The sequence below is a fragment of the Acinetobacter genomosp. 33YU genome (assembly GCF_001990725.1).
Classification (GTDB): Bacteria; Pseudomonadota; Gammaproteobacteria; order Pseudomonadales; family Moraxellaceae; genus Acinetobacter; species Acinetobacter seifertii.
On the sequence record NZ_LFZQ01000008.1, the window covers coordinates 42,387 to 66,364 of the forward strand.

17 protein-coding genes and 1 other RNA gene are annotated in these 23,978 nt (G+C 36.4%); 12 read left to right on the forward strand and 6 right to left on the reverse strand.

Going from position 1 to position 23,978, the window contains the following annotated elements; all coding sequences use genetic code 11:
* Positions 1-258 precede the first annotated feature (258 nt).
* Positions 259-711: an ABZJ_00895 family protein gene (locus AC056_RS09525; protein ID WP_004703268.1), complete on the forward strand. Its 453-nt coding sequence runs from the start codon at positions 259-261 to the stop codon at positions 709-711.
* 83 nt (positions 712-794) lie between these two features.
* Positions 795-1,700 carry a TIGR01777 family oxidoreductase gene (locus AC056_RS09530; RefSeq protein WP_039254338.1) on the forward strand — a complete coding sequence of 302 codons (906 nt, stop codon included), beginning with the start codon at positions 795-797 and terminating at the stop codon, positions 1,698-1,700.
* Here the strand turns inward: AC056_RS09530 and AC056_RS09535 are convergent.
* A complete protein-coding gene (locus tag AC056_RS09535; RefSeq protein ID WP_077163483.1) occupies positions 1,692-2,807 on the reverse strand; it encodes an NAD(P)/FAD-dependent oxidoreductase in 1,116 nt (371 codons plus the stop codon). The genes AC056_RS09530 and AC056_RS09535 overlap by 9 nt on opposite strands.
* A gap of 25 nt (positions 2,808-2,832) precedes the next feature.
* Positions 2,833-3,846, reverse strand: a complete 1,014-nt coding sequence (gene hemB, locus AC056_RS09540; protein ID WP_004748084.1) for a porphobilinogen synthase — start codon at positions 3,844-3,846, stop codon at positions 2,833-2,835.
* A gap of 142 nt (positions 3,847-3,988) precedes the next feature.
* On the opposite strand from hemB, the gene AC056_RS09545 reads away from it, so the two are divergent.
* The 5 genes from AC056_RS09545 (at position 3,989) to ssrA (ending at position 10,241) form a co-directional block, all read left to right on the forward strand.
* Positions 3,989-4,486, forward strand: a complete 498-nt coding sequence (locus tag AC056_RS09545) for a thioesterase family protein (protein ID WP_004703260.1) — start codon at positions 3,989-3,991, stop codon at positions 4,484-4,486.
* Between the two features lie 267 nt (positions 4,487-4,753).
* Positions 4,754-5,905, forward strand: a complete 1,152-nt coding sequence (locus AC056_RS09550) for an EmrA/EmrK family multidrug efflux transporter periplasmic adaptor subunit (RefSeq protein ID WP_019456813.1) — start codon at positions 4,754-4,756, stop codon at positions 5,903-5,905.
* A gap of 6 nt (positions 5,906-5,911) precedes the next feature.
* Entirely contained in the window at positions 5,912-7,435 is a 1,524-nt protein-coding gene (locus AC056_RS09555; RefSeq protein WP_077163484.1) for a DHA2 family efflux MFS transporter permease subunit, read from the forward strand.
* A 304-nt stretch (positions 7,436-7,739) separates the two neighbouring features.
* Complete coding sequence (gene ggt, locus AC056_RS09560) at positions 7,740-9,722, forward strand: gamma-glutamyltransferase (protein WP_077163485.1); 1,983 nt, start codon at positions 7,740-7,742, stop codon at positions 9,720-9,722.
* Positions 9,723-9,882: 160 nt separating this feature from the next.
* Positions 9,883-10,241: a transfer-messenger RNA gene (gene ssrA, locus AC056_RS09565) on the forward strand.
* Positions 10,242-10,370: 129 nt separating this feature from the next.
* Here the strand turns inward: ssrA and AC056_RS09570 are convergent.
* Both AC056_RS09570 and AC056_RS09575 read right to left on the reverse strand, forming a co-directional pair.
* Positions 10,371-10,697 carry a hypothetical protein gene (locus tag AC056_RS09570; RefSeq protein ID WP_228144360.1) on the reverse strand — a complete coding sequence of 109 codons (327 nt, stop codon included), beginning with the start codon at positions 10,695-10,697 and terminating at the stop codon, positions 10,371-10,373.
* Between the two features lie 251 nt (positions 10,698-10,948).
* The gene (locus tag AC056_RS09575; RefSeq protein ID WP_077163486.1) at positions 10,949-12,313 is read right to left on the reverse strand and encodes an MvaI/BcnI family restriction endonuclease; all 1,365 of its coding nucleotides are present in this window, start codon (positions 12,311-12,313) and stop codon (positions 10,949-10,951) included.
* A 295-nt stretch (positions 12,314-12,608) separates the two neighbouring features.
* Here AC056_RS09575 and AC056_RS09580 point away from each other — a divergent pair, with 295 nt between their 5' ends.
* The 4 genes from AC056_RS09580 (at position 12,609) to AC056_RS09595 (ending at position 19,617) form a co-directional block, all read left to right on the forward strand.
* Positions 12,609-14,186, forward strand: a complete 1,578-nt coding sequence (locus AC056_RS09580; protein WP_077163487.1) for a DNA cytosine methyltransferase — start codon at positions 12,609-12,611, stop codon at positions 14,184-14,186.
* 125 nt (positions 14,187-14,311) lie between these two features.
* Positions 14,312-14,755 (forward strand): very short patch repair endonuclease, encoded by a 444-nt coding sequence (locus tag AC056_RS09585; RefSeq protein ID WP_077163488.1) that lies wholly within the window; start codon positions 14,312-14,314, stop codon positions 14,753-14,755.
* 778 nt (positions 14,756-15,533) lie between these two features.
* Entirely contained in the window at positions 15,534-17,963 is a 2,430-nt protein-coding gene (locus AC056_RS09590; protein WP_077163489.1) for an AAA family ATPase, read from the forward strand.
* Between the two features lie 7 nt (positions 17,964-17,970).
* Entirely contained in the window at positions 17,971-19,617 is a 1,647-nt protein-coding gene (locus AC056_RS09595) for a nuclease domain-containing protein (RefSeq protein ID WP_077163490.1), read from the forward strand.
* A gap of 417 nt (positions 19,618-20,034) precedes the next feature.
* Here the strand turns inward: AC056_RS09595 and AC056_RS09600 are convergent, their stop codons facing one another.
* A complete protein-coding gene (locus AC056_RS09600; protein WP_077163491.1) occupies positions 20,035-20,886 on the reverse strand; it encodes a TIGR02391 family protein in 852 nt (283 codons plus the stop codon).
* 221 nt (positions 20,887-21,107) lie between these two features.
* Positions 21,108-21,392 carry a hypothetical protein gene (locus AC056_RS09605; protein ID WP_077163492.1) on the reverse strand — a complete coding sequence of 95 codons (285 nt, stop codon included), beginning with the start codon at positions 21,390-21,392 and terminating at the stop codon, positions 21,108-21,110.
* Between the two features lie 747 nt (positions 21,393-22,139).
* Between AC056_RS09605 and AC056_RS09610 the strand changes: the two genes are divergently transcribed.
* On the forward strand, positions 22,140-23,945 hold the full coding sequence (locus AC056_RS09610; RefSeq protein ID WP_077163493.1) for a S8/S53 family peptidase: 1,806 nt from the start codon (positions 22,140-22,142) through the stop codon (positions 23,943-23,945).
* Positions 23,946-23,978: the final 33 nt, after the last annotated feature.

Consider the following 23,978-nt stretch of genomic DNA (forward strand, 5'->3'; position numbering starts at 1 on the left):
TTCGAGTGATGAGAGAATCGTCGGTCAAAGACTTCATCAAGGGTTCTGGCTGCTAACAAAACCTAATCTGAAGGAAGAAAGAGTCGTAATGAAAGGTCACCGAAACAATTTTGCGGATGCCGTGCAAAGGAAGTATTCGGTTGCTGCGACCTTGTTACTCTATATAACGTCAAGAGATTCGGATTGGTTGACAGAAAAATGAAAAAAAATCGAAAAAAATTTATAATTATTTTTTGAACCCATAAATTAGGCAAAAATATGACCAAATTACGTTCTTACTTTCTCTGGTTTTTTGCTATATGCATCATACTTACCTTAATTGTAGGCGTTGTTGCAGCACTATTGCCAGCGAGTGTAGGTGGTATTTTAACAGCCGTTCCTTATTTAGGTGCAATGATTTTTGTCTTATTTAGATTTTTAAAGAAAGAACGCCGTGCGCCGACTGTACCAGAAAAAAAGAAATTTACTTTAGGGTTTACCCTCATATTTTGGGGCTATAACTTATGCGGTGTTTTATTTGGTTTGTTTTTATTTTCAAGACAAGACCCAGAGATTTTGCAAAACTTTATGCTTTACCTCAAGCAGCCTCAGTTCTTAAGTATTATGGTCATTATGATTTTAATGCTGGCTATTCCGCTTTATTTAATTACCTACTGGTTTTATGGCAAACAGGCACAGCGCATGGCTGACAAAATGTTGAATGTGCAATAGATCACTACAAAAACAGCTACGATTAAATATAAATGAGTTTTATATAATCAAATAAAACAGTTGTCCTCAGCTTAGGAGGAAATATGAATAAGAATGTATTAATCACGGGTGCTAGTGGTTTTATCGGAACGCACTTAATTAAGTTCCTATTACAAAAAAATTATAATGTGATTGCTGTAACACGGCAGGCTGGAAAGGAATCTGACCATCCTGCCTTACAGTGGGTACAAAAGTTTGAAGATATTACGACCCGTCAAATTGATTATGTGGTGAATTTGGCTGGTGCAAATATTGGTGAAAAACGCTGGACCGAGTCACGTAAAAAACAACTCATCGAAAGCCGTGTAAATACGACCCGAAAACTTTATGCGTGGCTCAAGCAATCTGAAATTTTTCCTGAAGTAATTGTCTCTGGTTCAGCGATTGGCTATTACGGTATAGACGATCAAGAAAAGTGGGCAGAGGTATGCACCGAACAAAGCCCACCACAACCTATTTTTATGTCTCAGCTTTGCCAAGAGTGGGAACGAGCAGCTTTAGCAGACGCTCAGCAAAACACTAAAATTATTCGTTTAGGCGTAGTGTTTGGGCAGGGTGGTGGCATTTTGCCTAAAATGTTATTTCCTATTCGACTCAATTTAGTCGGTCAAATTGGTCATGGTCGTCAGCCTGTGGTGTGGGTACACATTCAAGACGTATTAAACGCCATCGAGTTTATATTTAAACATCCTCAATCTGCTCAAGTTCATAATGTGGTGGCACCAGAAAACGTGACTCAAAAGGTATTTGTTGAACAAGCAGCAGAGGTTTTAAATAAGAAACCAATATTATCAGCACCAAGCACGGTTTTTCGCTATTTGTTAGGGGAACAATCGCAATTGATTTTAAATGGTCAATACGTTAAACCTGCTGCCTTACAAGCTGAAGGATTTGAGTTTACTTATCCTCAGTTAAAAATGGCTTTAGAAAATATACTCGCGTCAGGCTAAGATTTTATTTTGCAAACGCTCTGGTGAATATGCTTTGGCATCCACTAATGTCGGTTGCCCTAGCATAAGCTGACGGAGCAATTGTGCAGAGCCTGCACCCATACATAACCCATTTCTAAAGTGACCAAAGTTTGCCCATAGGTTATCCATTTCAGGCATTTTACCAATGTAGGGAACGCCATTTGGTGAGCTTGGTCTGAGGCCTGCCCAGCGCTGTACGATCGGGAAATCGGCCAGTTCAGGCACCATTTCTAAACACGCTTCTAAAATATTGTGCTGAGTCGTTTCATCAGTTGAAGTGTCAAAACCACGATGTGCCATGCTAGACCCACAGACAATATGCCCGTCCATACGTGGAATCAAATACATGACTCGATTCATACACATGGTCGGTAGCCAGTGAGCAGGGGTTTTAAATAGCAGCATTTGACCTTGAACAGGTTCGACTGGAATATCGAGTTGTAATTGTGAGTTCCAGTAATGGCTCCAAGCACCCGAAGTTATTACAAAATGATCTGCTGTATGTTTGCGACCATCTTCGGTTTGTAGCGCCTGTATCACATCACCTTGTTGAATCAGTTTTTTGACAGCAGCGTGTTCAAAAAACTCAACATTTGGATGTTGTTTTAAATAACTAATGAGAGATTGTAATACGCGAGGGTTACGAATATTAGATAGTTCAGGGAAATAAATCGCTTCTTGAAACTGATCGGAAATATGTGGATTAACTTGTTCTAGGGCATCGCGCTGTAAATATTCACAGCGTTGCATCGGTTCTTGATGCTGCTCTGCGTAGGAAAGCCCGATGTCAAAATCTTCTTTATCAAAAATTAGCATGCCTGTGTCATGTATTTCAAAATCAATCCCTGTAACAGGGTAGAGCTTTTGGTTCCATGCTTGATAAGAGGCTTTGCCAAATTGAGCAAGTTGGTTCACTGCATGCACATAACGCCACGGGTACATCGGAGAAAGAATACCTCCGCCAGCCCAAGAGGCTGCTTGTCCCGCTTGTTGTTGATCAAAAATGCTGACTTTACAGCCTTGTTCAACCAACTCCAGCGCAGACATTAATCCACTTATGCCCGCGCCAATAATTGCAATATGCATGCAGTGTTATCCTTTCTCTGCGAACTTAGTTCATTTCCTTGAGTTTTTCAGCAGCGGTTTCTGCAAAGTAAGTCCAGATCCCGTCTGCACCAGCGCGGCGGCAGCACATGAGTGATTCTAAAATCACTGAGTCTGATAACCAGCCATTTTGAATTGCGCCCGCTAACATGGCGTATTCACCACTTACTTGATAAATGAAGGTCGGAACACCAAAGGTATCTTTCACTTCACGTACTACATCCAGATATGGCATGCCCGGTTTTACAATCACCATGTCTGCGCCTTCTTGAATATCAAGCGCGATTTCATGTAAAGCTTCGGCACGGTTGGCAAAGTCCATCTGGTAGTTATATTTATTACCACCTTTTAGGTTGGATGCAGAGCCAACAGCATCACGGAACGGGCCATAGAAGCTAGACGCATACTTTGCAGAGTAGGCCATGATGTTGGTGTAGATGTGACCATTGGCTTCTAAAGCCTGACGAATCGCGCCAATACGCCCATCCATCATGTCACTTGGTGCAATCACTTCGGCACCAGCTTCAGCGTGACTCAATGCTTGTTTAATCAAGCACTCTACAGTCTCGTCGTTCAGCACATAGCCTGTTTCATCAATAATGCCGTCTTGACCATGCGTCGTATATGGGTCGAGGGCACCATCAGTGATTAGTACCATTTCTGGTAATTCTTTTTTAAGCAAACGGCAGGTGGTTTGAACTAAACCATCTTCACGCCATGCAGCTTCTGCGGTAAGGCTTTTATCTTCTTGTGGGGTAACTGGAAAAAGAGCCAGTTTTGATACGCCCAATTCCAGAAGTCTTTCAGCTTTTTTCAGTAACAAATCTGCCGACAAACGCTGAATGTTTGGCATACTTGGAATATCTTGGGTCTGATTTTGTCCCGGTAATACAAATACTGGATAAATCAAGTGATTGGTAGTGAGCTGTGTTTCGCTGACCATCGCACGCAACTGGTCATTTTTACGGATACGGCGCATGCGAGTGGCTGGAAATGCAGGACGATTGAACGTATAAGTCATAACAATCTCGATGTTCGGTATTACACTAGAATAGGTTGGCGGATATTCCATTACTGTCAACCGACTGCTGTATTGTAGCCCCATAATGCTGGATTTGTACAAAATTATGGGTGTTTATCATGCTTTTAAATTTAGGCAATGTATGAGTGATGAAAAGAAAAATTGGACTGGGAACATCCATTTAGGTGCCAAAACTGACCTAACTGTGGTGCTCAACCAATTATGTAAGGCGTTTAATAGCTCTCCTTTTTTTAAGCATAGTGGAATGATTATGCGTGTGGTAGATGGCCACATTGAAGGCTATATCGAGATGCAACCCAACCTGATTGGTAATCTGGCATTTCAGATTTTGCATGGCGGCGTTGCTGCAACTTTGCTCGATAGTATTGGTGGAATTGTGGCAATGGAACACCTCTATCGCCGTTCGACTCCTGAAACTTTAACCGAAACCATTAAGCAAGTATCACGCTTGGCAACTGTCGATATGCGGGTAGATTATTTGGCTCCGGGACGCGGTAAGTATTTTATTGCACGTGCGGAAGTGTTACGTTTAGGTCGTAAGGGCTGCACTATGCGCATGACGATGGTCAATGATGAAGATAAAGCCATCGCAGCAGGGATTGCTTCATATGCCTATTAGGCGATGAATTGAACCGTTTTAAAGCGCCATGTGCGCTTTTTTTAGTGCTTAAAAAGCTGGAATTTTCATAAAAACTTTGAGATAAACATTAATTTAATTAGAACGAACGCATGAGTTATATTTTTTTATTCTCATATTGTGAGGTTTTAGCGTTAAAATTGACTGCTTTGACAATGCGATATGTCTTGTTTATAGAAAAATAAAAACTCTATAACAAGGTGTAGTGCGAGATTGATGGCAAAGCCAACTCATCTTTAGGAACATACCATGACTGATGCACAAAGCAATGTACAAGAAACAGTGCCAACAACATCTGCCTCGGATGACAACAACCAAAACAAGCGCAAAAAATTTCTTGGTTTTTTTGCGCTGATTTTATTGATCGCCGCTATTTTGTATGCAATTTGGGCATTATTTTTAAATCACTCTGTAAGTACAGATAATGCCTATGTCGGTGCAGAAACCGCGCAAATTACCTCAATGGTGAGCGGTCAGGTCGCTCAGGTTTTGGTAAATGATACTCAAACAGTTCATCGGGGTGATGTGCTGGTTCGTATTGATGAACGTGATGCCAAAATTGCATTGGCTCAAGCTGAGGCAGAACTTGCTAAAGCAAAACGCCAATACAAACAGACTGCGGCAAACAGTAGCTCTTTAAACTCCCAAGTTGTGGTTCGTGCCGACGAAATTAACAGTGCCAAAGCACAAGTTGCACAGGCACAGGCCGACTACGACAAAGCTGCTTTAGAACTCAACCGTCGTACGCAGCTTGCTGCCTCTGGTGCGGTATCTAAAGAAGAACTCACCAAGGCACAAAGTGCAGTGGAAACAGCTAAAGCAGGGCTAGAGCTTGCTAAAGCTGGTTTAGCGCAAGCGTCTTCAAGCCGTAAAGCTGCTGAAAGTACTTTAGCTGCTAACGAAGCCTTAATTCAGGGTGTAAGCGAAACATCGACTCCGGATGTACAAGTTGCGCAGGCCCATGTTGAACAAGCACAGCTTGATTTGGAACGTACCGTGATTCGTGCGCCAGTTGATGGTGTTATTACGCGCCGCAATATTCAAGTTGGTCAACGTGTTGCACCGGGTACCAGCATGATGATGATTGTGCCGCTGAACGAGTTATATGTAGATGCGAACTTTAAAGAAAGTCAGTTGAAAAAAGTCCGTCCGGGTCAACCAGTGACACTGACTTCAGATTTATACGGTGATGACGTTGAATACCACGGCAAAGTGGTAGGCTTCTCTGGTGGTACAGGCTCTGCCTTTGCCTTAATTCCGGCTCAAAACGCAACAGGTAACTGGATTAAAGTGGTTCAACGCTTACCGGTTCGTATTGCACTTGACCCGAAAGAACTTGCTGAACACCCATTGCGTGTTGGCTTGTCGATGGAAGCAAAAGTCGACTTATCTGCGAAGTAAACGCTTATGAAAACGCAAACACCTTTTGCCGAGTTAAGCGGTGGCCGTTTACTACTGGCAGCGTTTGTTATTGCCTTGTCGAACTTTATGGTTGTACTTGATACGACCATTGCCAACGTCTCTGTACCACATATTACCGGTAATCTTGCTGTTTCAAGTACACAAGGGACATGGGTTGTTACGTCCTATGCAGTTGCAGAAGCGATTTGTGTACCTTTAACAGGCTGGCTTGCGGGCCGCTTTGGAACGGTACGGGTCTTTATCTTTGGTTTAATTGGCTTTACGGTCTTTTCTTTCCTGTGCGGTCTAGCAACATCGTTAGAGATGTTGGTATTTTTCCGTATTGGACAAGGCCTTTGTGGTGGTCCACTTATGCCACTCAGTCAAACCTTGCTTATGCGTATTTTCCCTCAGGAAAAACATGCACAGGCTATGGGTCTATGGGCAATGACTACCGTCGTGGGGCCAATTTTAGGACCAATTTTAGGCGGTCTTATTAGTGACAACTTGTCTTGGCATTGGATCTTCTTTATTAACTTACCTGTCGGTATTGTCTGTGTATTAGCAGCAATGCGCTTGTTAAGAGTGGCTGAAACAGAAACCATCTCTTTAAAAATTGATACGGTTGGTTTAGGACTGTTGGTACTTTGGATTGGTGCGCTACAACTCATGCTCGACTTAGGGCACGAACGCGACTGGTTTAATAGTACCAGCATTGTGGTGTTAGGCTTAACTGCCGCCATTGGCTTTGTGGTGTTCCTGATATGGGAACTCACCGACAAGCACCCCGTCGTGGATGTGAAAGTCTTTAGGCATAGGGGCTTTGCCATATCGGTACTGGCCTTGTCGCTTGGCTTTGGCGCGTTCTTCGGCAGTATTGTACTGATTCCACAGTGGCTGCAAATGAACCTTTCTTACACCGCGACGTGGGCCGGATATTTAACCGCCACCATGGGCTTTGGTAGTTTGACCATGTCACCGATTGTGGCAAAACTTTCGACCAAACATGACCCACGTGCACTGGCAAGTTTCGGTTTAATTTTGCTGGGTATAGTGACCTTAATGCGGGCATTCTGGACTACAGATGCCGACTTTATGGCACTGGCTTGGCCGCAAATTTTGCAAGGTTTTGCTGTACCGTTCTTCTTTATTCCACTGTCCAACATTGCGCTTGGTTCAGTACTCCAGCAAGAAATTGCATCTGCTGCGGGCCTCATGAACTTCTTAAGAACCATGGCAGGGGCGATTGGTGCTTCAATTGCAGTGACAGTCTGGGACGACCACGCTAAAGTTGCCCGTAGTGAAATGGTATCAAACCTGAACCCAACTGAAGTACAAAACAACCTTCTGCAAAATGGTTTTACGACTGATTCGACCTTAGGAATCATTTCTAACCTTGTCGATAAAGAAGCCATTACCATGTCGGCAAACCATGTATTTTTGCTGTTTGCGATCGTGTTTGTCTTTGCGGGATTAGTGATTTGGCTGTGTCCAAAACCCAAACAGGTCAGCGGCATGCCTTCTCACTAAGCATAAAAAAGCATCTCTTCGGAGGTGCTTTTTTTAGGCTTACTAAAAAATGAGTGAATTTATAAATAGCAGATTTTGCCTACATTAAAAGAAATAAAACATGCCAGAATTGGGCAAATCAGTTATAAAAGAATGTGATATCAAGCAAGGAGGCACAACACAGGGCACAGTGTAAATAGCCTTAATCATTTAATATTATTAAAATCTTATTTTTATCAAAGATTAAAAAAACTTAATACCTGAAAACAAAGAAGCTTGCATGGCAATTGCATGGATAGGCAGGCGTATATATTGGAGTTATCACGTGAATAAAAGATATTCATTTTTGTTCAGTAGTTTATTAGCAGTCGGTTTATTACAAGGTTGTGGAGATGATTCTTCAGATCAGCCCAAGGATGATTCAAATACAACTCCACCCAATTTAATTGTAGATAATGACCCAACCAGTTGTAGCAAACTGGCACAAGACGGATCAAGCGTGGTGGTCGGCTCAAACCAAAATGGTGACCCCGCCGCGCCAGAGGGTGCATCGGGTTATAGACTGGGTAACACGGTTAAATACGCAGATAAATATATGGTGGTGGCAAATACACCACTCGCGGTAAAAGCGGGCTGTGATGTTTTAAGAGCAGGTGGTAGTGCAGTCGATGCAGCCGTAGCGGTACAAGCGGTTTTGGGTTTAGTCGAGCCACAGTCGAGTACCATTGCTGGTAGTGGTTTTATGATGTATTACGATGCTAAAACCAAAAAAGTCACGGCTTATGATGGCCGTGAAACCGCACCAGCCGCAGCCAACGAATTTTATTTAATTCGTCAAAATATGGATGACCCAAATTCACCTGCACCTGTACCAAATGCGCGCCGTAGTGGTCGCTCGATTGGTGTGCCGGGCGTGATGCGTTTGCTCGAACAAGCGCAACAGGAACATGGCAAGCTCAAGTGGAACCAGCTTTTTGGTGAAGCGATTGGTTTGGCTGACAGTGGGTTCCGCATTCCGGGGCGTTTGGCAGATGCAATTGCAAGTAATGCCAGCAGCTTAGCGCTTGATGCAAATGCAATGGCGACCTATTTCTACCCAGATGGATCACCACGTAAAGTCGGTGAGACCATGACCAATAAAGCCTATGCCAGAACACTTGAAGCACTCGCTTCACAAGGCGCAAACGCACTGCACACTGGCCCGATTGCGCAAGCCATTGTGGCAAAAGCAGGACAGACGTTAGGGGATGACTCAGCAAGAACTCCAATTACTCCAAGCTTAATGACCTTGCAGGATTTGTCGAACTATCAGGTTAAAAAACGCGACCCGATTTGTACAACGTACCGTGACCGTTACTATGTATGTACCATGCCGCCTCCATCTTCGGGAGGGATTGCGGTTGCGCAAACGCTGGGTATTTTAGAAAACTTTGATATGTCGCTTTATCCACCTAAAAACCCTGAAAATGAAGGTGGTGTGCCAGATGTGATGGGCGTGCATTTAGTGTCTGAGGCAGAGCGTTTGGCCTACGCCGACCGCGATAAATATGTAGCAGACACTGACTTTGTCGCTTTACCAGCGCAGGGTATTGCAAGCTTTATTGATAAAAATTACTTAAAACAACGTGCAGCACTGATTAACCCTAACCAAAGTATGGGCGTTGCGCCAGCGGGTAATTTCAATACAGCAGCAGGTGTCGACACCACTGTTGAACACGGTACAACTCAGTTCACGATTGTAGATGCCTATGGCAATGTGGTTTCAATGACATCGACTGTTGAATCGAGCATGGGTTCATTCCACATGGTGGATGGCTTCCTACTGTCTAACCAGTTAACTGACTTTAGTGCCAACCCGCTGGATAGCACGGGAGCACTGGTTGCTAACCGTGTAGAAGGTGGCAAACGCCCACGCAGTACCATGGCGCCAACTTTAGTGTTTAAAGGCACCACGCCAGATGAGTTTTATATGGCAACAGGTTCACCAGGTGGCGGTACCATCATTCAGTTTGTGGTAAAAACTTTGGTGGGTGCGTTGGACTGGAACTTAAATGCACAGCAGGCCACTTCACTTGTAAACTTTGGTGCGACCAATAGCCCAACGACCAATATCGATAGCTCGAATGTACAGCTTTCCTTAGTTGACCTGATTGAAGGTTTAAAAGCAAAAGGACACGGCATATCAAACACTGCACAAACCAGTGGTATTTCAACGATTATGAAAGTAAATATAAATAATCAAAGTAAATACGCAGGTGGGGTAGACCCACGCCGTGAAGGCATTGTGCTAGGCAATGGTGCCTTATAGAGCAAACTGAAAAAAAGCTATCAGTTTTGGCAGCTTTTTTATGTGGCCCTTGAAAAAAAACAAAAGGGACTCAATTATGTAAATATGTTCATCAGTAGCAGACTGTTGATAAATTGCACAGCATTTTATTTTAGTTATGCTATGATGTTCAGACATTCATGGGGATGTTATTGGCTTCGACGCTGGTGATGAAACTCATAGATGCATGCCGAGAGCGCATTTTCTCTCGTAAATCAAATTTGCATATTTTAGTCGCAAACGACGAAACTTACGCTCTAGCTGCCTAAGGGCAGTTTGTCCGCTTCCTAGAATACTTGTGGTTTAGGAACCCGACCGTAGCGCACGCACACAAGTCCGTATAGAGTCAAGCCTCGGGGCTTTATACCAAACTTAGAGGATCGCAACTTGTACCCTGTTCGTCGGGTCACAAGGTGTTAAAACAATAGACGATATCTAAGCATGTAGTATTCTCGAGCGTAGTGCTGGCGGACGCGGGTTCAACTCCCGCCATCTCCACCAAAATTCGAAAAAGCCCTGAAACGAAAGTTTCAGGGTTTTTTATTGGTTAAGCTATTTTCTTTATTCAAAGCTTAGTTTGAAATGCGTTAAAATTTCCCTTTGCAGATACAATATTTCAAAGTGATGATTTTAAAACTTAGAAATACCACTAATATTTTTTAGAGCTGCTGCTTCCATACTAGTTGCCTTCCTTAATCCTGGTCTTTTGGTAAGAAATTTCTGATGAATTAATTTCCAGTCTTCTTTCGATTTATCCCATTCAATAGGTATGGTAAGTAAAGATTTTTTACCTGTATAGGCACACATAAACTCATCTGAAACCATAGTAGGTGGTGTGGTTTTTACATGAACAGTAAAGCAATCGACTAGTGTATATAGAGTCTCTTTATTACTAATTTTATCGCCCTGAATCATCCAAATAATATCACCTGCATTAAGACGAAATTCTTCTTTCATGTAGACAATAGATTACTCAAGAGCAGCATAAGGGAATGAATTTTCTTCAGAATGCGCTTGATGATAAGCGAGCCAGTGTTGAGCCATTTAATTTAAACCTTTCGATTTTTGATTTTAGTATTAAGTCATCACTGATTATATGAGAAAAAATATTAGGCTCAAATTTAACTATTAAATTAAAATTTATTACCTATATATTTAGTTTTGAAGACCTCTAAATAAAGCCCCTAATGTAGGGGCTTTATTTAAAATTATTCTAATGAATATTCCTTTTGTTCAGGAAATAATAGATCAAGATGTTTTGGATTTATCTTAAATAGAGGCCCTTTCTCGGTAGCATTACCTGTACCGTTTTTACGCTTAATCAAATGATCCATTGTTATGATCCCATCAGCTAAAAGTTGCATAAGCTGACCAACTAATGGATTTTTCGTATGTATCACCGATTTAAGAATAAAATGTTCAGTACCGTCAATTTCAATTGACTCGGCTTTTATCCAGAAAGTTTCCTTATGTTTCTCTAGTAAACGTTGACGTAAGATTGAACCTTTCCAAACAGCAACCTCACCATCAATATGATGTTTCTCTACCAATAAGTCTTTAGATTCTTGATATTCAAAACTTAAACCTTGAGAATTAATGGTTTTTGTACTAATGGAACAGTAAAGTTTTAAATCATCTTCACGCATATATCCATATTTGTCTACAATTGCACCGCTACTTTTTAGGGGACTAATATCCCAACTGGCTACTTGAGCAAAAATAGTAGATCTAGTTTTCTGTGCTTTTGCTTTTTCACGAGCAGATTTAAGCTCAATACCTTTATAGTCAGGGTTCTTAGACGAATTTGCTGAAATTCCTAAGGCATGTTCAATTGTCATGCCAATTGCAGTATCCCCAGATTTTACAGCTTTTAAGGGACCTAATTTAGCAATAGCTCTTAGTTTTTCTAATAGTTCAAATGCAACTTCATCTACTTGATAAACAAATTGATTTAGTAGTGTTAAATGAGTGTTTAAATCAATTTTGGAGATATTAAACACATATAAAAGTCCCTTAACCAAGACTAAAGCTAAAACATCGTTAGGCTGAACATGTTCTTTTAACTGATAAATCCAAATTCTTGGATCGCCCTTTTTAGTGTTAGGTCGATATAAGCTAACTTGAGTATCAATAATAGAAGTAGCTGTAATTAACTTGGCTGGTTGTAATATTTTTTCTCCTTGTTGCTGGAGACCATAATCATGGTAGTGGTTAAGCTTAAAATATTCTCGTAAAGGTGCTACAGCATCCATAATAGATTTTTTGATGCCTGTTGCAGTAATAATTAGATCACTATGATCTAGACCGAGTTTCGCTAAAATTTCGCGATTATGATGAATAAGATCTTCACCAATAATGGGATAAGTAACTTTTTGTGGTTTAGTTTTTGGCTTGATTGCTTTACGAGGTGTATTGTAAAAGATTAAAGTTTGCCAATCTGGATAATACTGTTCTACAGCAATAATATTTTGAGCTTCGTTTAGAGAAATATTTGAAGCTTTCTTTAGTTTTTTTGCATCATCTTTTAGACGAGCAATAGGGCGTTTAAGTTTAGGGTATGGGTTCTCACTCATTGAAATATCTCTTTATCGATGTACTTTTCAATGCTTATCCCGCAACTAAGCATTCAGTACATACCAAAAGACTGAATATTTCAATGAGATGACCAAAAGGGGTCTTTACAGAATTTGCGGGCTGTAGGCTTTACTCTGGGAAGCCTTTCTTGAATGTTTTCATAACTTAAAAGAAAGATCAACTTTAAAAAATAAGAAAAACGACAACTGTTGTCGTATGGCCCTGGACTTTTTATAAAATTCTAACTAAAATAGCTTGGCTTCTATTTAGAAGTGTTGTTGAAGGATTTTTCAGTTGAACCATATTGAGTTATTTGCAGGCTGTGGTGGATTGTCATTAGGACTAGAGTCTGTAGGCTTTAAATTAGTTATGGCAAATGAACTATCACCTATGGCAGCAGAAACATTCGCCTATAATTTTTTTAATGAAAATCTTGAAAAATCAAATAATAAAAAGAGTCAAGTTAAATGGTTAAGCAGTAAATTTAAAAATGAGGATATAAAATCTAGATTGAGAGAAGACCCTAGAACTTTTCCAGAGTTAAATGAAGGACAGTCAGATCTAGATGATTATGCAGATTTAAATGAGAAATTAATTGTAGGTAATATTGTCCAACTTAATCAATGGCTTGAAAACCATCCCTTTCAAGTTAATGATCTTAGTATGGCTTACGGTCAAAAAGGGGGACTTGATCTTGTTTCAGGTGGTCCCCCATGCCAAAGCTTTAGTATGGCGGGGTTAAGGCAATTTAGTAATAATCGGAATACCTTGCCTTGGGAATTCGCAAAATTTGTTCAAATGACGCAACCTAAAATTGCCTTGCTTGAGAACGTAACAGGAATCTTGAGAGCTTTTGATGTAGAAGGTAAGAAGTTCTATGCTTGGTTTGAAGTAGCTAAAGCATTCGCACAGATAAATTATATTCCTTTGTGCTTACATATTAATGCGAAATATGCTGGTGTTGCCCAGAACCGACCACGGTTTATCTTGGTTGGCATCAGACATGACATTTTTGACCAAGTTTATTCAGCTTTTAATGAGCACGAAAAAGAACTTTATTCTCAAGCAATAAGCTTTGTTGATAATTTAAAAAAAGGATTACAAGTCGAATATGGCACCTTATCTTATTTTGACGTTGAATATGATGAGCATTTAACATTATTCAAAAATACATTCTTGAATCCTTTGATCAAATATAAGGAAAGTGAATTTACTGTTAAAGATGCTATTGATGATCTGAGAAATAAAGGTTTAGAAAAGTCTAAATATATTGAATTAATTAATTCTACTTTAATGCCTAATAGTAAGGGTGACTCTGTTCTTCGGAATCATGATTTAAGAAACAATGGTATTCATGTTCAACGAAGATTTAGGATTTATCAAATCCTTCAAATGTTAGATAGTTCAACTAAAAAAGAAGCCCTTGATTTACTTAAAGGAAAAATAGATTCAGTTTCTGAGTCAACAGCTAAACATTTGTTGAATTATGATTACCTCATTGAGCCAAATACTTATGAGAAATTTAAATCAATTGACGGTTTGATAAGTTACTTTAATGAGCATCAAACTAAGAAACAAACTCAAAAGGCCTTAATAGCGAATCAGCCGGCGCCAGCAGCTTTATCTATTCCAGACGATGCTTGTCATTATCATCATGATGAGTTGAGAACTTTGACGGTTCGTGAAATGGCTCGTATACAGTCATTTCCTGACCACTTTGTATTTAGATCAAAAGTGACGACTGGTGGTCAAATGAGACAATTTGAAGTTCCTCAATATACGCAAGTAGGTAATGCTGTGCCACCGCTATTGGGGCAAGCATTAGGTCTCGTTATAAAAGCAATTTTAGATAAATATCAAAGTTCTAATTAGTATAGAAATTACATTTATAGGGAGATACACGTTTTTACGTTGATCCCTATAACTCATACAACATTTTGCTTATATACACATCTAAGCGATTAAAATAAAAACAAATAAACTGAAGTGGGTTACCTATGACTCATGATGAGTATTCTTCACCTCGCTCAAGAATCATGTCTAGTATTAAGAGCAAAAACACAAAACCTGAGCTGATAGTTCGTCAGAGATTACATGCATTAGGCTTTAGATATATCTTGCATGACAAAAGGTTGCCCGGAAAACCAGATATTGTTTTACCTCGTTATAAAGCAGTGATACAAATTCAAAGCTGCTTTTGGCATGGGCATGATTCATGCTATTTATTTAAATGGCCTAAAAGTAGATCTGAATTTTGGTATGAAAAGATAAATAAAAATATTGCTAGGGACCAAGCTAACCAGAAAAAACTATTAGAGTTGGGGTGGCGAGTTCTAATTTGGTGGGAGTGTAATATACGTAGTTCTCATGATTTTGAATTAGGTTTAATGAAAACGGTTGATTGGATTAAAGGCAATCAGTCGTATATGGAAATTAGATGAATTGTAGTAGGGAATATTCCTATTTTTTCTTATAATTCATATCATAATACTATTCTCGAGCGTAATGCTGGCGGACGCGGGTTCAACTCCCGCTATCTCACGAAATTCGATTCATAAGTTATGACTAAATAAAAAAGACTTTAAATTCGAAAATAAAGGATTTTTTGATATGTTGTCCAATTTTTCCCTAAGCTGTATGACTCATTTTTTGTGTTTTATGAGTAATTCTTGTGAAAATTTACCTAACAATTTTTAGTCTTGATAAAGAGTAAATAGATAAATGCGGAAAAGCGTAACTAAAAGAAAATGCTATCATCTTTCAAATGATAATTGGCTATCTCTGCTAACGACATTAAGGTAGCAAAAATATTGGAACGTACGTTATACCATTCATAGTTATTATAAGTCAGAGTCACTTGGTCCATACCCAGACATAAGTTTAATAAAAGAAAGGCAGCTTGCGCTTGAACTAAACACAAATATTGCTAATTAGTTTTGCATGAAGACATTAAACCGTAATTTGAAGAAGTGTCTGGGCGAGTAATTTGAGAATTAAAAAAAGACTGGGGTATTCAAATATATTAGTAATGTGCGAGCATCTTTGGATAAGCTTTAAAATATTCTTGCAACTAAACTTATTAATCAATTTAAGTTTCTTGAGGAAAGTTATTGATTGATTGAAAAATAAGCGTTTGATTTTATATTCTATCTAAAATTTTAAAAAATAAGATAAAAAGTTTATAATTAACTAATTTTATATACATTTCATTAGAAGCATATGGAAATTTTAGCTAGAAAAATAGGTACTCATGAAAGCTTTCCTAACGTTGGTTATGTTGAAGCACTATTTAAAATTGAAAACAATAAATTAACTAAATTTACAGAAAATGAAATAAATCGAAAAGTAGAGGTGAAACAGTATGGTGATGTTAATTCGAAGTTCTTAAAAGGGACTATTTTTAAGATTAGTATTAGTCCAGATATTAGCGATCGTGAAAATTTAAAATATCATGCAAATGGGCAAGATGTAGAGCGTTTTGAAAAAATTGTAGAAATAATAAAAGTAAAAAAATTACCAGATAGAAATGAAAAGAGAATAACTTTAGAAACGGATAATGTCCCAGGTACTAAAGTAATATTTTTAGTAGATGATCAATCTGAGTGTTATGGTCCATTAGAATGGGAAATGGATGATGTACGATCAAATACGATTTTATTGAAAAAAATTTCAACAGATATTGAGGATTATAGACTTCCTGAGGAGTTTGTAAATAAAATTGATTTGAAGGATTTGTTGAGTTTTTCCCTTTATGATAGTGAGTCTAATATTTTATTAGTTAATAAAATTTCAGATTTAAGTATATTTTTATATAATTTGAAGAATTATTTTGATTATTCATCTGATCAAGAAATAATAGGTTTTTTTACAAAAAAAATTAATACAAAGAATATGCCTATACAGGAAATAACGTTACAAAATTTGTCAAATTTAGTTAATAAAAATAATTATTCTAAAGAGTTAATTCAACAGAAAATTGATTTGCTTAAAAAAGTAAATACTAGTAATAATGAGAAATACAGTACTATTTATAATAGTATAGAAAGTTTTTTCTTAACAGAAAATGGATCGAAGTTAGTAGAGGATTATGTAAAGAATAATAGTAAAAATCTAGATAAAATAATTAATCTGGAATTGGAGCATGATATTGATGTACAGTTAAAAGAAAAAGAAGAAAAATTAAAATTACTTTCTGAGAAGTTAGAAGAAGCAAGAAAAAGTCTTGCAACACAAAAAACAATAAATTATTCTGAAGAGAACCCTAGTATTCCTGCAAATATTTTGGAACAATTAGAAGAGTTTAAAGAAAAAGTAAAATTAATTGATGACTATAAACGTTTAGGGTGGGAAAAGGACCAACTTGAAAAAGAAATTGCTAAATTAAATGCTTCACAAAAAAATATTGAAAAAGAAATAAATGTACTGGAAGCTACTAAAGATACTCAGGCTCAAGAAATTAATACATTAATTAGTAATGCAAAAATAAAAGCTCTAGAGTTTAAAATATTCTGGGATGAGTTTAGTAAAAAAAATATCAATATTGAAAATAGTAAAATAAATATTCAATGTGAAGTTAAAAAAGAAATTAATAAGTATTTAGATAATCTTCTTGAAGCTCAGCAGGTTGCTATAAATATATTACATCAGAGTATAGTAAATAGTAATTACCATATATCTAGAGTAATGTTAGCAAACTTATTGTTATGTACTCAACAAAATTTCATTACTTTTTTAGCAGGCCCCCCAGGTGTTGGAAAAACCTCATTAATAAAAAAAATATGTGAAAAACAAAATACTACATCAAGACTATTAAACGTTCCTGTTGGGAGAGGTTGGACAAGTCAAAGAGATTTAATAGGTTTCTATAATCCATTAAGTGAAGTTTTTCAACCATCTAATACTGGCGTTTTTAAATTTTTAAAAGCATTGTCTGAGGAATATACAGAGCAAAACCAACCGACAACATATATTTTACTTGATGAAGCTAATTTAAGTCCAATAGAACATTATTGGTCTAATTTTATGGGGCAATCTGATGATATTTTAAAAAATATTGATTTAAGTAATCAGATATTAAATATTCCAAGAAATTTAAGGTTTGTTGCGACTATTAATAATGATGAAACTACAGAAAAACTATCACCTCGTATTTTAAATAGAGCTGCAATCATTTATATCAATAATATGGAGAATGATATATATAATGTTGATTTTGATATGGAAGATTTATACCCAATAGGATACGCAGAACTTGAAAGTTTATTTGGTAGAAGCTTAAATTCTGTTCTAACAAAACAAGAAGAAGAGATATTTAAAAAAATCATTAGTATTCTTGAGGTAAAAAAACAAGAATATGGTAAATCTATTATGATTAGTTATCGAAAGAAAGAAGCAATCAAGCAATATTGTCACAAAGGACGTGGCTTATTAGAAATGTATACAGATAATCCTTTAACTGCTTTGGACTTGGCTGTTAAGCAACATATTCTTCCTTTAATTTCAGGTTATGGGTACGGATTACAAAAAAGACTAACAGATTTAGCAGATTTATTTGATCAAGTAGACTTGATCTATTCAAACGAACATCTAAAAGAAATGATCGAACACGGTAATTTAGAAATGAATTGCTATGATTTTTTTAGTATTTGAGTAAATTATGTCTAGACTTTATTTATTAAAAAGTGGCAAGCGAAGATTACTAAATGAGGTAGGTGGATCTTCGATTGAAATACATGAATTGGACAAGATTCAATTTGAGATTCAATGTCAAGATTCAGCACCTGAACTTTACATTGAGGACTATAAGGTTAGTTTAAGAAAAGTTGGTAATGTCTTTGTATCTGAAGAGTATCAATTTTTCAGAGAAAGCTTTGGGGAAAGTCTGATTAGACTTTATGCTGAAGGAAAATATAACGAATATTTAGCTAACGTATTGGCACAAAAAGTCACATGTGATAAAGCGATAGAAATTATTGAGTTTTTATATGAAAGAAATCCCAATCTGTTAAAAGTAGATTTTTCAAGGACTACTATTGAAAAAACCTTAGTTAGTAGCAACGAAGTTAATTTTGAAAGTTTTATTGACTTTAGTCAAAACTTTATTAATTTATTAAATAAAAATAGACATACACTGAAAACATTAATCAAAAGCAAAGTATCAAAAAAAGTAAATGATGTAGGTGGTGTTATTAATCCTGAGGATGTTATCTCAAATTTGGATCGATTATATCCAGATCAAACTTCTTCTGATGCTATAATAAATAATAATTTTTATTCTACTAAAGATATAAAAGGTGAAAGTCTTCATAATTTCTACGATTTTTATGAAAACAGAGCCATACTTTCGGGCTTAATTTATACTAAGAATCAGTTGTATAGAATTAAAGAATTCTTATCTGGTGCGGGGATGGAAAATTCTGTAAGTTTTGATAAGGAATATGCTAGTTTTAAAGAGGGTAACTATAATTTTTCAAAAATTATTCTTCAGGTTACCTCTGATGGCTTATTAAAAAGAATTAATTTGATAGTTAATGATTTAGATATTTATATAAATTTTTTTAAATTAAAATTAAATGTTAATTATATTAGGCCAATTTATCCATTAATTACAAATTTTGTTAAAAATTCTAAATTTTATAAAGATATATTTTTTGAAATAAAATGTTTATATGAGTGTGGTGTTTTTGGCTTTAATGATGTAGTTTCTAAAATAAAAATTAGATCTATGTCTAAGATATATGAGTTTTTTTGTTTTTATAAATTAGAAGATGTTTTTATAAATTTAGGTTTTAACATGGTAGGGCAAGATATATTACATAATCTTCCTACAAAAACAACTTTTGATAATGAATTAATAAAAATAGAAATTCATTATGAGCCAAAAATACCCTATATTGATGATGCTTCTAATTCAGGGTTAGTTAGGTTGACTTATGGGGGGAAATTCAATTTTTATAATCCAGATTATGTAGTAAGTATTAAAAATAAGATAATTAATAAAGAATCTTATTATATATTTGATGCGAAATTTAGATCATATCAAAGTTTAGTGAGATATGAAGAGCTCGATAAATTGAAATCTAAATATTTTAATGACGTTAACTATCTTGATATTTATAAGAAGACAATTTCAAATAAAGAAATTTTTGGTGTCTTTTTAATTTATCCTGGTGATAATGAAATAGTATTATCACAGGGGAAAATATTTGGTGATTATATAACCTTGCCTATGTTTAATGGAATTCCATTGCAAAATGATTTTGATATTAGTTATATTGAAAGCTTGATTAAATATACAACTTAATTTTCAATTGTTAGTACTTTAATTTTTCTTAAATGGGAACCCATGAATTATTTTTTAAAATAGTATTTATATTGGTGATTAAGGAGTTATCTTATTTAAAACAACCAAAAAATTAGCATTTTATGTGTTTGGTGTAAGTTATAAAATAATTTAAATATCTGTTTGAAAATTTAGTATTACTAATATAATATTTTTGGATTAAGCGATTTTAAATAGAATCAAGAAGTTACTTAGATTTTAAATTTGTGTTAAGAGAATTATTTAAAATATAAGTTGATAAGTTATTTTGATTTGTTGTGAATAATGTTTTTAACTAAACAAAATAAAAAAATCTATAAGTGAACTTAGTAATTACTTGATCTAATGATATATTGCGTATCACAAAGTAAGTAAGAGCTCTGCTGAGCTCTTTTTTATTTAATTAGATATGGGTTCTTCAAGAGTGGATCTTTCAATCGCTTCACCTTCTAATAGATATAACTCATTAACTAAAAGAAACTCTCTAAACATTTGAGCATAGTTTTCAGTTGACTCTCGATGTGCTCTAGCATTACGAAAGGCCATGTAAGTGCCTGTAAATAAATTAGTTCTACCTTTTATCTCTCCACTATCTGGCACTTCCCAAGTTAATAAAGCATTATCACCCTGAAAAGCTTGAGAAAATAATTTACTGCTATGTTCTGTTAAGTCAGTACGATCTCTAATAATATCTTCTAGACGTTTATAAGCTTTTAAAAGAGCTGAGTCAGGATCGTGCTTAAAAAGTAGAGCAAGATCAAAAATTCTATCATCTAAAATTGAATAAGGTAGTTCCAGAGGATAGTAGCGTTTAGACTTATGAGTTTCAGAAACTTCTTTTGTAAAAGGATAGATATAATCGTGTAGTCTGATTGGGCGGATAATTTCTTGTTTAAATAGAAGTTCAATCTCTGAGTCATTCAAAGTTGAATTATTTGCCCTTCTTAAAATTTTTGAACTTACCAATATTTCTTCAGTTTCTATTTGATGTCTTTTTAATAATGTTAGTGCTGTTGCTAAGCCTCTAGGGCCTTCACCCATATATCCTGAGGTAAAACCTGAGCGTATTACAAAAAAGCTCTCATTTTCGTCTTTAATAATAAAGGCATGAGTCTGCTCATTGGTAAGAAGCAAAGCATAGGTTAAATCTGAATGAGTTTGAATTAAATTACAAAGACTCATTAGACAAGTTTGAGTTATTCCCTGATTTCCCCAATACTCTACGTGATAATAATTTTCAGTTTTAAACATTTGAATAATTAGTAGTTGTTAAATGTAGAATGAATAATGAAATATAATTTATTAAAAATCTATAGCTTATGGAAAATATGAGTTCACTGTAATTTCTTAATCTTAATTTATTTAGAACTATTCCCCCAAGGCCCCCGTGCCACAACAGAACTTTAATTTTTTGCGCTGATTTAAAGTAATCCACTATTGCGACACAGAGATAAGGGAGCTAAGCCAAACGCTTAGCCCATGTCTTCTTTATCGCACCGCCGCATCACACTAAAAAAAGTAGGGGCAAAGTCCTGTGGGAGAGCAGGACTTTGCAAACTGACATGTTCTAGACGTTGCATAAGCTTATGCGAATACACTTGTTCAAGCCGTTGGTAAATACAGTCGCAACAGGCTTGGGTGTGTCCACCAGACAGGCAAATTTCTTCAAAATCCTGCTGAGTGTGAATGTCGCAACCAGAAACACCGTAATCGCCTATTAAAAGGCTTAAAGCCAAAATAGGTTTATAAAGTTTCATATTATTCTCGTGATAATTTTCACTAAGTTATTAATAAAAAATAAGCCGCATATATTTAAAGTTTTAAAATCATTTTTTTAGGATGTAATTAATCCGCCTATAAAATAAGGAAAATAAAATGATTAAAATTTTAAAATAAAAATAATTTATAAATTTAAAAAATTAGATAATAGAAAACCAAAATTTTAAATAAATAAAAAGTTTATAGGGGAGAGGGGGTAAGTTTATATAGTGGCATGGTCAACTCCTTAAAATTTATGGAGCTCTACCACCAAAGATCACCGTCAATTGATTATGGTGGTAGAACGAAAAGGGGTTAGCAGACTGGGATCCATGGAACCAGCACGCGCAAGCGCGTCCCCCTCTCGTCCTACCGCAAAGAAAAGGGACGCAAGGGTCTAACGACTTATAGAAGAACTATAACCCGCCGTGGATCTACGGTCTGCTAAAACCGACTGGCAATGTAGGCCAGCGAGACAATAATAATCATAAGTTTTTAAACGGTCAATTCAATTTAAATAAAATATTATAAAAATTTTAATTATTAAAAAATAATAATTGATTTAATTCATTTGTTTTTATTTTAGTGATTAAAATGGGTTTGAATTATTATAAAAAACTTAATAAATTATATATTGTTATATTTTGTTTTGTAATTTAAGATTAAGTGAAGATAGTTTTTAAAATTAAATTATTAAAATTATCTAAATACGATCTTAACAATAATTAAAATATGGGGAGATAGCGATGACTATTTCTAGTAACGGAAAACTATTAATTCGTGTACCTAACGAGCATTTCGAAGAAATTAAAAATGTTCAGTTTAGTTATTCAATTTTCACCGAAAATTTAAAGCAACCTACCGATGGTTTGACTGGTTTAACAGGGGTTACAGAACCTCTGTTCCCAGATGAAGCAAACAATACCATGCTTAAGGGCGCATTAGATTTTACGAAAAAAAGCACTTGGCTATTACATTCACCTACACAAAGAATTGCAACTCATCCATGGGATAAAGCTCATCAAATATATCAACAATATCAAGATGCTAAGTTAGCGGGCGATTTGTCAGATCAGGTCTATATTGAGCCAGATTTAGAACATTTCATAAGTGTTAAAGAAAATGATGATACTCAAAGAAAATCATTAACTGTAGATGGAAAATCGACAGAGAATTATCCGGTAGAACCATTAAATACTCACTATCCACCCACCATGTCAAATTTAAGTAGCTTAGATTGGTATATTAAAAGAGATAACTTTGATAAAGCTTGGGCAGCAGGTTATTTGGGGCAGGGAATACGGATTGCCCATGTTGACACAGGCTATTCAGATCAGCATCAAACAAAACCATTGAATCTATTACCAGAACAAGGCTGGAACTATTATGACAATAATGCCGATACGGTAGATCCGGGCAATCATTTAAATGCAGGCCATGGACCTGCGACATTAGCAATATTGGCTGGTAATAAAATAACCTTGAATATTAAGGATAACCCGTCTTTAACTTATAGTGGTTATATTGGTGGTGCGCCAGAAGCATCTGTTGTGCCTATTCGTATTGGTGGCGTAGGCGGTTCGGTTGCACATATTTATAGCTCTAATCTTGCTCAAGGTCTAAAGCATGCTTTGGGTACTTACAATACTGCAAACGGTCAATACTGCCCGCCATGTAATGTTGTCACTTTAAGTCATGGGGGGCTGCCAACAGCAAGTTGGGCCGATGTCACAAACCAATTATATGACCAAGGTATTGTTTTAGTCGCTGCATCGGGTGACAGCTATAATGCTGTAGTCATAGATATCGCAACACATTTTACGGTTTATCCTTCTGCTTTTTGGCGTGTGATTACGGCAACAGGAGTGACCTATGACAACAAACCATATATCACTAATGATGCTGGTGTTATGCAAGGCTCTTGGGGGCCAGATGCGGTCATGAAAAAAGCAGTTGCTGCCTCTACACCGAATGTCCCTTGGATGAAGTTAGGAAGTACTAATGGCTGGGCTTTAGATGGGGGAGGTACATCGGCAAGTACGCCTCAAATTGCTGCCGCTTGCGCGCTTTGGCTCCAAAAAAATAAAGCTGCGCTTGCTGCACTAGAAGGATGGCAAAAAGTAGAAGCTTGTCGTTTTGCTTTGTTTGATAGTGTCGCAAATAAAAATCTTAATTTAAAACAAATAGGCTTGGGTACTTTAGATGTAAATGCCATGCTCGGTATGGATATCAATCAAATTGTTGCAAAAGTAACCGATCCAAAATTTGAAAAAATAGGACCAGATAAAGTCTCTTTTCCGTTCTGGCGTTTACTGTTTGGCTTAGCTCCTCCACAATCGGGACGCGAGGAAATGTATGAGGTTGAAGCACACCAATTACTTTATCGGTCAAAGAATATCGCGCTACAAAAAGCGTATGAGCAATATAGTGAAGCCAAAGATTTAAATGAATTGAGTCCGCAGCTTGTCCAAGACTTGAGAGAGCAATTTTTACAAGAGCCAGACATGTCGATGGCTCTAAAAAGTTATTTAGAAGCTAATTTAAATACTTAAATGATTTAATGATAAATAACCAAACCAAAGCGT

Excerpts from the sequence above, each read along its gene's own strand:
- AC056_RS09550 (WP_019456813.1), top strand. The coding sequence starts at position 4,754 with ATGACTGATGCACAAAGCAATGTACAAGAAACAGTGCCAACAACATCT.
- AC056_RS09585 (WP_077163488.1), top strand. The coding sequence starts at position 14,312 with ATGACTCATGATGAGTATTCTTCACCTCGCTCAAGAATCATGTCTAGT.
- hemB (WP_004748084.1), bottom strand. The coding sequence starts at position 3,846 with ATGACTTATACGTTCAATCGTCCTGCATTTCCAGCCACTCGCATGCGC.
- AC056_RS09575 (WP_077163486.1), bottom strand. The coding sequence starts at position 12,313 with ATGAGTGAGAACCCATACCCTAAACTTAAACGCCCTATTGCTCGTCTA.
- AC056_RS09610 (WP_077163493.1), top strand. The coding sequence starts at position 22,140 with ATGACTATTTCTAGTAACGGAAAACTATTAATTCGTGTACCTAACGAG.
- AC056_RS09535 (WP_077163483.1), bottom strand. The coding sequence starts at position 2,807 with ATGCATATTGCAATTATTGGCGCGGGCATAAGTGGATTAATGTCTGCG.
- AC056_RS09605 (WP_077163492.1), bottom strand. The coding sequence starts at position 21,392 with ATGAAACTTTATAAACCTATTTTGGCTTTAAGCCTTTTAATAGGCGAT.
- AC056_RS09590 (WP_077163489.1), top strand. The coding sequence starts at position 15,534 with ATGGAAATTTTAGCTAGAAAAATAGGTACTCATGAAAGCTTTCCTAAC.
- AC056_RS09570 (WP_228144360.1), bottom strand. The coding sequence starts at position 10,697 with ATGAAAGAAGAATTTCGTCTTAATGCAGGTGATATTATTTGGATGATT.
- AC056_RS09600 (WP_077163491.1), bottom strand. The coding sequence starts at position 20,886 with ATGTTTAAAACTGAAAATTATTATCACGTAGAGTATTGGGGAAATCAG.
- AC056_RS09525 (WP_004703268.1), top strand. The coding sequence starts at position 259 with ATGACCAAATTACGTTCTTACTTTCTCTGGTTTTTTGCTATATGCATC.
- AC056_RS09530 (WP_039254338.1), top strand. The coding sequence starts at position 795 with ATGAATAAGAATGTATTAATCACGGGTGCTAGTGGTTTTATCGGAACG.
- AC056_RS09555 (WP_077163484.1), top strand. The coding sequence starts at position 5,912 with ATGAAAACGCAAACACCTTTTGCCGAGTTAAGCGGTGGCCGTTTACTA.
- AC056_RS09595 (WP_077163490.1), top strand. The coding sequence starts at position 17,971 with ATGTCTAGACTTTATTTATTAAAAAGTGGCAAGCGAAGATTACTAAAT.
- AC056_RS09545 (WP_004703260.1), top strand. The coding sequence starts at position 3,989 with ATGAGTGATGAAAAGAAAAATTGGACTGGGAACATCCATTTAGGTGCC.